Origin of the sequence: Agromyces sp. C10, assembly GCF_023217995.1 — a bacterium.
Taxonomy (GTDB): domain Bacteria; phylum Actinomycetota; class Actinomycetes; order Actinomycetales; family Microbacteriaceae; genus Agromyces; species Agromyces indicus.
Genome location: NZ_JALPSX010000008.1, coordinates 32,985 through 45,173, shown reverse-complemented (window position 1 = coordinate 45,173; position 12,189 = coordinate 32,985). Strand labels below are relative to the sequence as shown.

Sequence of the window (12,189 nt, the reverse complement as noted above, 5' to 3'; positions counted from 1 at the left end):
TACTACGCGGCGTTCGCCAGCTCGGCGGCCTTGTCGGCGCCCTGGTCCATGTTCTCGGCGAGGGTGACGAGCGGGTGCGCCGCCTCCTCGAGGATGCGGCGGCCCTCGGCGACGTTGTTGCCGTCGAGTCGCACGACGAGCGGCTTGTTCGCGGTCGAGCCGAGCTCGGCGAGCGCGCCGACGATGCCCTTGGCGACCTGGTCGCAGGCGGTGATGCCGCCGAAGACGTTGACGAACACGGCCTTCACCTGCGGGTCGCCGAGGATGATCGACAGGCCGTTGGCCATGACCTCGGCCGACGCGCCGCCGCCGATGTCGAGGAAGTTGGCGGGCTTCACGCCGCCGTGGTTCTCGCCGGCGTACGCGACGACGTCGAGTGTCGACATGACGAGGCCCGCGCCGTTGCCGATGATGCCGACCTCGCCGTCGAGCTTGACGTAGTTGAGGTCGAGCTCCTTGGCCTTCGCCTCGAGCGGGTCGGTCGCGGCCTTGTCCTCGAGGAGCGCGTGGCCGGCGTGACGGAACTCGGCGTTCTCGTCGAGCGTGACCTTGCCGTCGAGCGCGATGACCTTGCCGTCCTCGTCGAGGATGAGCGGGTTCACCTCGACGAGGGTCGCGTCCTCCTTCTCGTACACCTCGTACAGCTTGACGAAGACGTCGGCGACCTGGTCGACGAGCTCGGCGGGGAAGTTCGCGGCGGTCGCGATCTCGCGCGCCTTCTCGGGGGTGATGCCTGCGATCGGGTCGACCTCGACGCGCGCGAGCGCCTCGGGCTTCTCGACGGCGAGCTGCTCGATCTCCATGCCGCCCTCGACGCTGGTCAGCGAGAGGTACGAGCGGTTGGCGCGGTCGAGCAGCACCGAGAAGTAGAACTCCTGGGCGATCTTCGCGCCCGCGGCGACCATGACGCGCTTGACGACGTGACCCTTGATGTCGAGCCCGAGGATCGCCTTCGCGGCCTCCTCCGCCTCGTCGGCGTTCTTCGCGACCTTCACGCCGCCGGCCTTGCCGCGGCCGCCGGTCTTCACCTGCGCCTTGACGACCACGACGCCGCCCAGCTTCTCGGCCGCCGCGCGCACCTCTTCGGGCGTGTCGGCGACGATGCCCGGGAGCACCGGCACTCCGTACTTCTCGAAGAGGTCTCTGGCCTGGTACTCGTAAAGATCCACGCTCTGCTTCCAATCGTTCCGCGGTTCGCGCGTAGGGATGGTGGGTGAGGGGGCCCGGGTGACCTCTCGACATCGAGATACCTCGATGTCGAGATAAACGGGCCGCGACCATGGTACCCCTCCCCCGCGGCGCGCCCGAACCGGCCGATCCTCGCACGTCGGGCGCCCCGCGTCACGGGACCTCCGGCCGGTGGCATCCGCCCCTCGGCGCTGCGAGACTGCCCCCATGACGGATGCCGCTGCCGAACCCCTGCACCGCACCGATCCGCACGACGGCAAGGTGCACGAGAAGCTGAACTGGCTCCGCGCCGCCGTGCTCGGGGCGAACGACGGCATCGTCTCGGTCGCCGCCCTCGTGGTCGGCGTCGCCGCGGCCACCACCGACCTCGGCGCGATCCTCGTCGCGGGCGTGGCATCCGTCGCCGCGGGCGCGATCTCGATGGGCCTCGGCGAGTACGTGTCGGTGTCGAGCCAGCGCGACACCGAGCGCGCGCTCATCGCCAAGGAGCGCGCGGAGCTCGCCACGATGCCCGACCAGGAGCTGGCCGAGCTGGCCGAGATCTACCGCGGCAAGGGCCTGTCGGAGGCGACGGCGGCGCGGGTCGCCGAGGAGCTCACCGCGCACGACGCGCTCGCCGCCCACCTCGAGGCGGAGCTGCACATCGCCGAGGCCGACGTGGTGAACCCGTGGCACGCCGCGTGGGCGTCAGCCGCCTCATTTCTCGCCGGCGCGATCCTGCCGATGGTCGCCATCCTCCTCCCGCCGCCCGAGTGGCGGGTCGTCACCACGTTCGCGGCCGTGCTCACGGCGCTCGCCATCACGGGCTGGCTGTCCGCGTGGATCGGCGGCGCGCCGCGCGGCCGCGCCGTCGCGCGCGTGGTCGTCGGGGGCGCCCTGGCGCTCGCGGTGACGTGGGCGATCGGCGCGCTGCTCGGCGGCGCGGTCGCCTAGGCGCGTGGACATGGTCGAGGCGCGCATCGGCATCTCCGGCTGGCGGTACCGGCCGTGGCGTGGCGTGTTCTACCCCAAGGGCCTCCGGCAGGCCGACGAGCTCGCCTACGCGGCCGAGCGCATGACCTCGATCGAGCTGAACGGCTCGTTCTACTCCCTGCAGCGACCGGCGAGCTGGTTGCGCTGGCGCGACGGCACGCCCGACGGCTTCGTCTTCGCCGTGAAGGGTCCGCGCTTCATCACGCACGTCAAGCGCCTCGGCGACGTCGACGCGCCGCTGGCGAACTTCTTCGCGTCCGGCGTGCTCGACCTCGGGACCAAGCTCGGTCCCGTGCTCTGGCAGCTGCCGCCGACGCTCCGCTACGACGAGGGCCTGCTCGACGCGTTCCTCGCCCGACTTCCGCGAACCCGAGCGGATGCCGCGACGCTCGCCGCCCGGCACGACGACCGCATGTCGGGTCGGGCCTCGTTCCCGGCGGCCGCGGCCGGCGCCACGGGCGAGACCCCCATCCGGTACGCCGTCGAGGTGCGGCATCCGTCGTTCGAGGAGGCCGCCGACGAGTGGTCGGCCCTGCTCACGCGCCACGGCGTGGCGTCGGTGACCGCCGACACGGCCGGCAAGTACCCACGGCTCGACCGCACCACCGCGGACTTCGCGTACGCGCGCCTCCACGGCGAGGAGGAGCTGTACGCCTCCGGCTACGACGATCCGTCGCTCGACCGCTGGGCGGAGTGGACCCGCGCGCACCTCGAGGCCGGGCGGGACGCCTACCTGTACTTCGACAACGACATCAAGGTGCGTGCGCCGTACGACGCGATGGGGCTCATCGCGCGCCTGCCCCGGCCGGCGTCGTCGTCCGCGGCGGCTGCGGCGCCGGCTCCGGGCGATCCCTGACGCCCGGCGGCGATCGCGGGACTAGCATGTCGCGCGTCGGGGGCTGACGCCCGCACGCCGCAGAGAGGCGGTACGCACGATGTCGACATCGCAATCGGAACCCGTGCTCGAGCTCCGCATCCACGGGGTCAACAACACGCCGCCGCACGAGATGCTCGACCTGCCGCCCGGCGACGTCGAACTCGCGTTCGGCGACGACCTCGGCAGCTTCTGGCATCCGACGCCAGACGCCGTCGACCGCGGCCGGATCGACCGGGTGCACGGCGAGACGTCCCGCGGCGTCGTCGATCCCGACGAACCGCCGCGCGGGCGCGTGCCGCACGGGATCCACCGGGAGACGTACTCGTGGGGCGGCATGGTGCGGACCGCGCCGCCGGAGTCGGGTCTCGGCGGGATCGTGCTCGCCGTGCTCGCCCGCGCCGCCTGGACGCTGCTGCTGCCCTTCAGCATCGCGAACGCCGCGATCTGGGCATGGCAGCTGCCGTCGCCGGCCGCCGGCCGTCGCATCCGCCTCGGCGCGGCCGTCGTGCGCACCGCGTGCCTGACGCTGACGCTCGTGCTCGCGCTCTCCCTCGCCTCGGTGGCGATCGACCTGTTCGCGCTGCAGTGCTTCCGGGGCGGACAGACCGTGTGCGCGCCCCTCGGTGACGCCGGCGCGACGTTCGCCGCATGGAAGGACGAGCGACGCGTCGCCCTGTTCTCGCTCCTGCCGGTGTTCGCCCTCGTCGCCGTCTTCCTCGTCGCCAGGCTGTCGATCCTGCGCTACAACGTCGCGGGCCGGATCCTCGGCGGCGCGGTGACCGACGACGGCGAGCGCCCGCTGCTGGCCGAACCCCGTTTCTGGCTCACCCGCACCGAGACCGACCGACTCGCGACGCTGCACCTCGCGGCGGGCATCGCCACCGTCGCGCTCGTGACGAGCTTCGCGTTCGCGAGCGACACCACCGGCGTCACCCCGTTCCTCGCCGGCGCGTCCATCCTCGTGGTGGTCGTGTGCGCGGCGCTCGTCGCCACGACGGACTCCACTCCGTACGAGCTCACGCGCGCCGATCGGCGGATCCCCGGTGCGCTGCTCGCCGCGGCCTCCGTGCTCTACGCGGCCCCGGCGGTCGTGCTCGGGTTCCACGGCGACATCCGTCTCGAGCCTCGCATCATGGGACAGGCGTCGGACCGGATCCTGCTCGTCGTGGTCGCCGCGGCGCTGCTGCTCATCGTGGTCGCGTGGGCGCTGCCGGCCCGCGAGCGCGAGCGGCGGGCCTGGCGTGGCCGCGGGGCCGCAGTGTTCCTCACGCTCGGACTCGCCATCGAGCTCCTGCTCGGCTCGCTGCTCAACGTCCTCGCGGGCGACTGGTTGAACGGCCCCGCCGCCGCGAACCGGCTCGACCAGCCCTACCCCGACTGCTCGGGCGAGGACTGCCTGCCCGGGGAGATGACGATCGGCCCGTTCTTCGCGCCGTTCCTCGGCCTGACGCTCCTGGCGATCGTGGTCGCCGCGGTGGTCGTGGGCGCCATGATGATCCGCCCTCGCGACGTCGGCGCCCGGGCACCGCACGCGGCGTCGGCGACGGATGACGCGTCGGCCCGCGCGGCGCTCACGGAACTGCTGGGCCGCGAGATCGCTCAGAAGCGCGCACTCGCCGCACGCCTGCACCTGGCCGAGCCGATGGTCGGCGCCCTCGCGGTCGCCTTCTTCGCGGCGACCGTGCTCGCGGTCGCGCTGGCCGCGTTCCCGGGCCTCCTCGGTGCCGTGCTCCCGTCGGGGACCGCCGCGGCCGTCGCGACGGCGTTCGCGCGGTGGATCGACGCCTCGCTCATCGTCTGGGTCGTGATCGGTCTCGCCGTGACGGCCGGACTGGTCCTCGGCGGGCGCCGATCGTCGCGCCCGCTCGCGCTCGTGTGGGACCTCGCATGCTTCCTCCCCCGCGCCGGACACCCCTTCGGCGCGCCCTGCTACGCCGAGCGAGCCGTCCCCGAGGTCGCGCGTCGCGTGCGCTGGTGGCTCGACCTGCCGCCCGTCGACCACGACGGGACGCCCGAGCCGCGCTCGGTGATCCTCGCCGCCCACAGCATGGGCGCGGTCGTGGCCGTCGCCGCGCTCTACGCGCTGCGCAACGATCCGGCGTGGGCGTCGTACCGCGACCGCATCGCCCTGCTCACCTTCGGCGTGCAGCTGCGGCCCTTCTTCGGGCGGTTCTTCCCCGAGGTGCTCGGTCCGGGCGTGATCGGCGCGGTGCCCTGCGGGCGCCCGAGCCCGTGGGCCAGGGACCCCTGGGCACGCGCCGACCTCGGTTCGACGGCCTCCGAGGTCCCGGGCGGGTTCCCGGCGTCGGCCTGGCTGAGCCTGTGGCGATTGACGGACTACCTCGGCTTCCCCGCGCGCTCGGTCGGGTCGGCCGGGAACGACCGCGACCGGTACACGGAGGAGATCGACCTCAGCGGCTACGTCGGCGTCGTCGACACGCACCGCTGGTACTCGCGCACTCCGGCGTACCATCGCGCGCTCGACGAGCTTCGCCAGCGGCTCCGGGCCGCGTCGGGGCGCTGATCGGACGACCGCCGGAGTCACTCCGGCAGGCGCCGCTCGGCCGTCGTCAAAGCTTCTCGATCGGCGCGATCTTGATGAGAAGCTTCTTCTGCCCGGCGGCGTCGAAGGCGACGTGCGCGATGCGCTTGCTGCCCTCGCCGGTGACCTGCCGCACGGTGCCCTCGCCGAAGTCGGTGTGCCGGATGCGGTCCCCCGCCTCGAGCGTGAGGTCGCCGTTGTCGCGGACGGTGCCCGTGACCCGGTTCGCCCACTCCGTCTTCGTCGCGGCCGACTTGGTGACGCTGAACCGCTCGAGGTCGCGGTCGCGCGTGCCCCAGGCACCGCCGCCGGCGCCGCCGTAGCCGCCGCGGCGCGCGTTGAGCGCGCGGGGCTGGCTGCCGCCTCGGCTGTTGGCCATGCCGGGCGACTGCTTCCAGTCGACGAGCTCGTCGGGGATCTCCTGCAGGTACCGGCTCGGCATCGCCACCGACACCTCGCCGAACTGGGCGCGGCTCATCGCGAGCGAGAGGAAGAGCCGCTTGCGGGCGCGCGTGATGCCCACGTAGAACAGGCGTCGCTCCTCGGCGGGGCCGCCCGGTTCGGAGGCCGACATCTGGTGCGGCAGCAGTCCCTCCTCGAGCCCGGTGAGGAACACGGCGTGGTACTCGAGGCCCTTGGCCGTGTGCAGGGTCATGAGCGAGACGGTGCCGGATGCGTCGTCGAGCTCGTCGGCGGCGGCGACCAGCGACACCTGGGTGAGGAAGTCCACCAGCGTGGCGCCCGGGTTCTCGCGGTCGAAGTCCTTGGTCTGCGCGAGGAGTTCCTCGACGTTCTCCGCCCGGGTCTCGTCCTGCGGGTCGCGGCTGCCGCGGAGGGCGGCGACGAGTCCGGAACGGTCGAGGAGGAACGCGAGCACGTCGGAGACCTTCGCGGCGCCCTCGTTCGTGCCCTCGTCGATGCCCTTCTGCGACGGCACGAGCATCGCCGCCGCCTCGTCGAGCACGTTCGCGAGGTCGGTGATCGCCTTCGTCACCTTCGGGCCGAGCCCCAGCCCGTCGGCCGCGCGCATCGCCTGGCGGAACGACAGGTCGTTCTGCTCGGCGAAGCTCGCGAGGCTGGTCTCGGTCGCGGGGCCGATGCCGCGCTTGGGCGTGTTCAGGATGCGGCGCAGGGCGAGCTCGTCGAGCGGGTTGGCGACGGCGATGAGGTACGCCATCGCGTCCTTGATCTCGGCGCGCTCGTAGAACTTCGTGCCGCCGACGACGCGGTACGGCACGGCCGAGCGGACGAAGATCTCCTCCAGCGCACGCGTCTGCGCGTTGGTGCGGTAGAACACGGCCATGTCGCGGTAGGCGACGCCCGCTCGGTGCAGCGCCTCGATCTCATCGACGACGAACTGCGCCTCGTCGTGCGCGGTGTACCCGGTGTACCCGGTGATCTTGTCGCCGTCGCCGTCGGCGGTCCAGAGCTTCTTGTCCTTCCGGTCGAAGTTGTTCGAGATCACCGCGTTCGCCGCCGACAGGATGTTCTGGGTCGACCGGTAGTTCTGCTCGAGCAGCACGACCTTGGCGCCCGGGAAGTCGCGCTCGAACTCGACGATGTTGCGGATGTCGGCGCCGCGGAAGGCGTAGATCGACTGGTCGGAGTCGCCGACGACGGTGAGGCTCGCGCCGGGGATGCGCCCCGAGGCATCCGTCATGCCCCGCACGAGCACGCCGTGCGCGTCGAGCTCGGCGACGACGTCGGGTTCGACGGGCCGGGTCAGCTCGCGGATGAGCGCGTACTGCGCGTGGTTGGTGTCCTGGTACTCGTCGACGAGGATGTGCCGGAACCGTCGCTGGTAGAGCGCCGCGACCTTCGGGAAGGCGCGGAACAGGTAGACGGTCTCGCTGATGAGGTCGTCGAAGTCGAGCGCGCTCGCGTCGCGCAGCCGGCGCGTGTACTGCCGGAAGATCTCGAGGAACATCACCTCGTTCGGGTCGTTCGTGTTCACGTTGCGCGCGAACGTCTCGACGTCGGAGAGCTCGTTCTTGAGCTTGGAGATCTTGGCCTGCGCGCTCGCGGGCGTGAAGCCGAGCGTGTCGGCGTCGAGTTCCTTGATGATGCGCTTGAGGATGGTGCGCTGGTCGGCGGAGTCGTAGATCGTGAACGTGCTCGAGAGGCCGATCGCCTCGGCCTCGCGGCGGAGGATGCGCACGCAGGCCGAGTGGAACGTCGAGATCCACATGCCGCCGGCCGCCTCGCCGAGCAGCGCCTCGACGCGCTCGCGCATCTCGGCCGCCGCCTTGTTCGTGAACGTGATGGCGAGGATCTGGCTGGGCCACGCCTCGCGCCCGTCGATGAGGCTCGCGATGCGATGGGTGAGCACGCGCGTCTTGCCCGACCCCGCGCCCGCGACGATGAGCAGCGCGGGGCCGCGGTACTCGACCGCCTCGCGCTGCTGCGGGTTCAGCCCGGCCGTCAGCCGATCGGATGCCGCGTGGCCGGCGCCGTGCGCGGCCCCGCTGGGTTCGTCGGTGGCCGAGACGGGCGCCTCGCGCCAGCCGGTCGGGTCGTCGGGGTCGAGGATCAGCGTCATGTCCCGTCAAGTCTAGGCGCGCCATCCGACAGCGCTCCCGGCGGACCGCCCCGCCTGCCCACCGGCGCCCGCCGCAGGGCGGACGCAGATCGTCGCTCGGGCGGGCGCGGAGCGACGATTCGCGTCCGGCGCCGACGCGCGGGGGGCGTCACGCCTCCGCGAGCGCGCGCCGCGCCTCGATGCCGAGGTCGGGGTGGTCGAGGAAGACGCCGTCGACGCCCGTCCGCAGGATGCGCGTGAACTCGCCGAGCCAGTCGCCCCAGGCGGAGCGTGCCGCACCGCGGCGGAACGGCGGGGCGAGGAACCGGTTCTCGGGACGCAGGGTCCACGTGTAGACCACGAGCCCGGCGGCGTGCGCCGCGTCGACGAGCGCCGACCCGCGCAGCGGCGCATCGGGCCGCACCCGGCGGGCCGCGCCCGCGGCATCCGTCGACGACGCCGGACCGCCCACGAGACGCGCCTTGCCGACGCTCACCCCGTCGACGACGCCCGCGAGCCCGGCGAGCCCCGACGCGGTCGCGAACGCGTCGTACGTGCGCGCCGCCGCCCCGTCGGCCGCCACGAGGTCCCAGGGCGCCCCGCGATCCTCGAGCAGCAGGACGCGCGTGCCGCCGATCCCGGCATCGCGGAGCCGGTCGAGCAGCGTCGGCTCGAACGCCTCGGAGATGAGGCGGTCGTCGCCGCGACCCCACCCTGCGGCGGCGAGCTCGGCCGCGAAGAGCTCGTCGAGCGGCAACCCCAGCGAGGCGAAGTACGCGGCGTGCTTGAACTCGGCGACGAGGCGGATGTCGCGCCGCGACTCCTCGGTCGCGGCATCGAGCAGCGCGAGCAGGTCGCGGAACCGGATGACCGGGTAGCGGCCGTCGAACGTGGCGCTCTGCGGGCGGATGCCGCCGAGCCGCTCGGTCGCACGGAGGGTGGACAGCTCCGCCCACGTGAAGTCCTCCGTGAACCAGCCGGTCAGCGCCCGGCCGTCGATCTCGCGCGTGGTGCGGCGCGACGCGAACTCGGCGCGCGACGCGACATCCGTGGTGCCGGAGATCTCGTTCTCGTGCCGGAGCACGAGCACGCCGTCGCGCGTGGCGACCAGGTCGGGCTCGACCGCGTCGGCGCCGAGCGCGAACGCGAGGCGGTACGCGGCCTCGGTGTGCTCGGGTCGGTAGCCGGGCGCACCGCGGTGGCCGATGACGAGCGGATGCTCGGCGGGCCCTGGCAGCATCCCCTCAGCGTAGCCACGCCCGCGCGGCGCTCCGCGGAATGGACCGTGGATTCTCGGCGTTGACACTGGTGGACCCGGTAGGTTGGAAGGAACGCACCACCGGGTGCACTCGATTCCCCTCCACCCGACGGAAAGCCGAAAGCAGAGGAACCACAGCAATGGCTCTCAACAACCCCGCCTTCTCACGTAACGAGGCGTTCTCCAACCAGGGGGCGGTGGCTGTCGCGCAGGACATGTCCGCCCAGCAGTTGCAGGACATCTACAACCAGCCCGCCACCCTTCCCGACCGTGAGGTCATGACGATCGAGGACACCGTCCAGAAGTCGGTCGCCGCGTTCGGCCTGCTGCTCGTCGGTGCGGCCATCGGCTGGATCACCATGCCGTCGCTGCCGTTCCTGTGGATCGGCGCGGGCATCGTGGGCTTCGTCCTCGCGCTCGTCAACATCTTCAAGAAGGAGCCGTCGCCCGGCCTGGTGCTCGCCTACTCGGCAGTGCAGGGTGTGTTCGTCGGCGGTATCTCCGCGTTCTACGAGGTGATGTGGCCTGGCGTCGTCGCCCCGGCCGTCGTCGCGACGCTCGTCGTGGTCGGCGTCACGCTCGCGCTCTTCGCGTCGGGCAAGATCCGCGCGTCGAAGAAGGCCACCAAGATCTTCCTGATCGCCATGGTGGGCTACCTCGTGTTCTCGCTGGTCAACTTCGGCCTGATGATCTTCGGCGTGAACGACGACCCGTGGGGTCTTCGCAGCGCCGAGATCATGGGCATTCCGCTCGGCGTGATCCTCGGCATCTTCGTCGTGATCATGGCGGCGTACTCGCTCGTGCTCGACTTCGACTTCATCCAGCAGGGCGTGCGCAACCGCGCCCCGAAGAAGTACGCGTGGACCGGTGTCTTCGGCATCATGGTCACCGTCATCTGGCTGTACCTCGAGATCCTGCGCATGCTCGCGATCATGCAGTCCAGCGACTAGCAGCGGATGCCTCGCACGTGAACGGGTCGCCCTTCGGGGCGGCCCGTTCCGCGTTCCACGGCGCCCGCGCCCGGCTCCTCACCGCGACTTCGGACGCGACGCGCGCGCGAGCAGGACCGCGCGCTCGCGCTCGTTCGCGGTGAGGCGGGCCGCCTCGGCGAAGGCCTCGCGTGCGGCATCCGTTCGTCCGAGCCGTTCGAGCAGCTCGCCGCGCACCGCCGGCAGCGGGTGGTACGTCGCGAGCCGGCGGTCGGCCGTGAGCTCGTCGACGATGGCGAGTCCGGCGGCGGGACCGTCGGCCATGGCGACCGCGACGGCGCGGTTGAGCTCCACCACGGGCGAGGGCGCGACCGCCCCGAGCGCCTCGTAGAGCGCGACGATCGCACCCCAGTCGGTGTCGTCGACGGATGCCGCGAGGTCGTGCTGCTCCGCGATCGCGGCCTGCAGCGCGCAGGGGCCGCGCCCGCGCCCGAGCGCATCGCCGCGGGCGAGCGCGGCGCGCCCCCGCGCGATCGCCGAGCGGTCCCACCGCCGTCGGTCCTGGTCGGCGAGCAGCACCGGGTCGCCGTTCGCGTCGAGGCGGGCGGGGAACCGCGCCGCGGTCAGCTCCATGAGCGCGACGAGCCCGTGCGCCTCGGGCTCCCGCGGCACGAGTCCGGCGAGCACGCGCGCGAGCCGGAGCGCCTCGCGGCTGAGCTCCGGGCGCATGAGGTCGGCGCCGGCCGACGCCGAGTGGCCCTCGTTGAAGATCAGGTACAGCACGCCCAGCACGGTGCCGAGTCGCTCGGGGAACTCGGACCGCGGCGGCACCTCGAACGGCACGCCCGCGTCGCCGAGGGTCTTCTTCGCGCGCACGATCCGCTGCTGCACGGTCGAGACGGGCACGAGGAATGCCCGCGCGATCTCCTCGGTCGTGAGGCCCGCGACGACGCGCAACGTGAGCGCGACGCGTGCCTCCCGCGAGAGCACCGGATGGCACGAGACGAACACGAGGCGCAGCACGTCGTCGTCGATCGCATCGGGGTCGTACGGCAGGCCGCCCGCGGCATCCGTCGCCTCGTCCCGTTCGCGCTCGAGGTCGTGGGCGATCGCGGCGAGCCGCTCGTCGTACCGCTCGCGGCGCCGCCACCCGTCGATCGCGCGACGCTTGGCGACCGCGGTGAGCCACGCCCCCGGGTTCGAGGGGATGCCGCCGGCGGGCCACTGCGCGAGCGCCTCGGCGAGCGCGTCCTGGGCGAGGTCCTCGGCGAGCGCGAAGTCGCCGACCAGGCGCGTCAGCGTTGCGACAATGCGGGCCGACTCGATGCGCCAGACGGCGGCGACGGCCCGCCGGGCGGACTCGGGGTCCACCGGGCGGGCCGTCGCGGCATCCGTCTCGTCGGTCACGTCGGGCAGGCGGTCGTGCGGCCGGTCACGCCTGCGCGGCGCGCTGGGCCTGCTCCTCGCGCCAGCCGGCCTCCTTCTGGATCCACTCGTTGTCCTGCGGGAAGTCCTCGATCTCGGTGACGCGGCGCACCTCGAGCTTCGAGCCGGGGCCGAGCGGGCAGCGCTTGGCCCACTCCGCCGCCTCCTCCTTCGAGGCGACCTCGAGGATCCAGAAGCCGTTGAACAGCTCCTTCGTCTCGCCGTAGGGGCCGTCGGTGACGAGCGGCGGCTCGGCGGAGAAGTCGACGACGAAGCCCTCGCTCGCGTCGGACAGGCCCTCGCCGGCGAGCAGCACGCCCGCCTTCATGAGCTCCTCGTTGTACCGGCCCATCGCCTCGATGACCTGCTCGAAGGGGATGTCCTGGTACGCCTGCACGGCCTCATCGGTGGCCCGCATGATCAGCATGTACTTCGCCATGGTGGTTCGCTCCTCGCGTGTCCGGATCGCTGTTCGACCCT

Annotated in this window: 9 protein-coding genes; 4 read left to right on the top strand and 5 right to left on the bottom strand. The window is 72.4% G+C overall.

Annotated elements, in window-relative coordinates; genetic code table 11:
- Window positions 1-2: 2 nt before the first annotated feature.
- Window positions 3-1,169, bottom strand: a complete 1,167-nt coding sequence (gene sucC, locus M1L56_RS10355) for an ADP-forming succinate--CoA ligase subunit beta (protein WP_248599175.1) — start codon at window positions 1,167-1,169, stop codon at window positions 3-5.
- Window positions 1,170-1,395: 226 nt separating this feature from the next.
- On the opposite strand from sucC, the gene M1L56_RS10350 reads away from it, so the two are divergent.
- The 3 genes from M1L56_RS10350 (at window position 1,396) to M1L56_RS10340 (ending at window position 5,561) form a co-directional block, all read left to right on the top strand.
- Window positions 1,396-2,121 carry a VIT family protein gene (locus M1L56_RS10350; RefSeq protein ID WP_248599174.1) on the top strand — a complete coding sequence of 242 codons (726 nt, stop codon included), beginning with the start codon at window positions 1,396-1,398 and terminating at the stop codon, window positions 2,119-2,121.
- A gap of 10 nt (window positions 2,122-2,131) precedes the next feature.
- Entirely contained in the window at window positions 2,132-3,016 is an 885-nt protein-coding gene (locus tag M1L56_RS10345) for a DUF72 domain-containing protein (RefSeq protein WP_248599270.1), read from the top strand.
- 79 nt (window positions 3,017-3,095) lie between these two features.
- Window positions 3,096-5,561, top strand: a complete 2,466-nt coding sequence (locus M1L56_RS10340) for a hypothetical protein (protein WP_248599173.1) — start codon at window positions 3,096-3,098, stop codon at window positions 5,559-5,561.
- Between the two features lie 46 nt (window positions 5,562-5,607).
- Here the strand turns inward: M1L56_RS10340 and M1L56_RS10335 are convergent, their stop codons facing one another.
- Together M1L56_RS10335 and M1L56_RS10330 are read right to left on the bottom strand one after the other, a co-directional pair.
- The gene (locus M1L56_RS10335) at window positions 5,608-8,118 is read right to left on the bottom strand and encodes an ATP-dependent helicase (protein WP_248599172.1); all 2,511 of its coding nucleotides are present in this window, start codon (window positions 8,116-8,118) and stop codon (window positions 5,608-5,610) included.
- A gap of 148 nt (window positions 8,119-8,266) precedes the next feature.
- Window positions 8,267-9,337, bottom strand: a complete 1,071-nt coding sequence (locus M1L56_RS10330; RefSeq protein ID WP_248599171.1) for a glycerophosphodiester phosphodiesterase family protein — start codon at window positions 9,335-9,337, stop codon at window positions 8,267-8,269.
- A gap of 158 nt (window positions 9,338-9,495) precedes the next feature.
- On the opposite strand from M1L56_RS10330, the gene M1L56_RS10325 reads away from it, so the two are divergent.
- Window positions 9,496-10,305: a Bax inhibitor-1/YccA family protein gene (locus M1L56_RS10325; RefSeq protein WP_067945030.1), complete on the top strand. Its 810-nt coding sequence runs from the start codon at window positions 9,496-9,498 to the stop codon at window positions 10,303-10,305.
- Window positions 10,306-10,383: 78 nt separating this feature from the next.
- Here the strand turns inward: M1L56_RS10325 and M1L56_RS10320 are convergent, their stop codons facing one another.
- Complete coding sequence (locus M1L56_RS10320) at window positions 10,384-11,691, bottom strand: RNA polymerase sigma factor (RefSeq protein ID WP_248599170.1); 1,308 nt, start codon at window positions 11,689-11,691, stop codon at window positions 10,384-10,386.
- A 25-nt stretch (window positions 11,692-11,716) separates the two neighbouring features.
- Complete coding sequence (locus M1L56_RS10315; protein ID WP_067945026.1) at window positions 11,717-12,148, bottom strand: YciI family protein; 432 nt, start codon at window positions 12,146-12,148, stop codon at window positions 11,717-11,719.
- Between the last annotated feature and the right edge of the window lie 41 nt (window positions 12,149-12,189).

Coding starts and splice junctions, on each gene's coding strand:
- M1L56_RS10350 (WP_248599174.1), top strand. CDS start 1,396: ATGACGGATGCCGCTGCCGAACCCCTGCACCGCACCGATCCGCACGAC.
- M1L56_RS10345 (WP_248599270.1), top strand. CDS start 2,132: ATGGTCGAGGCGCGCATCGGCATCTCCGGCTGGCGGTACCGGCCGTGG.
- M1L56_RS10340 (WP_248599173.1), top strand. CDS start 3,096: ATGTCGACATCGCAATCGGAACCCGTGCTCGAGCTCCGCATCCACGGG.
- M1L56_RS10335 (WP_248599172.1), bottom strand. CDS start 8,118: ATGACGCTGATCCTCGACCCCGACGACCCGACCGGCTGGCGCGAGGCG.
- M1L56_RS10330 (WP_248599171.1), bottom strand. CDS start 9,337: ATGCTGCCAGGGCCCGCCGAGCATCCGCTCGTCATCGGCCACCGCGGT.
- M1L56_RS10325 (WP_067945030.1), top strand. CDS start 9,496: ATGGCTCTCAACAACCCCGCCTTCTCACGTAACGAGGCGTTCTCCAAC.
- M1L56_RS10315 (WP_067945026.1), bottom strand. CDS start 12,148: ATGGCGAAGTACATGCTGATCATGCGGGCCACCGATGAGGCCGTGCAG.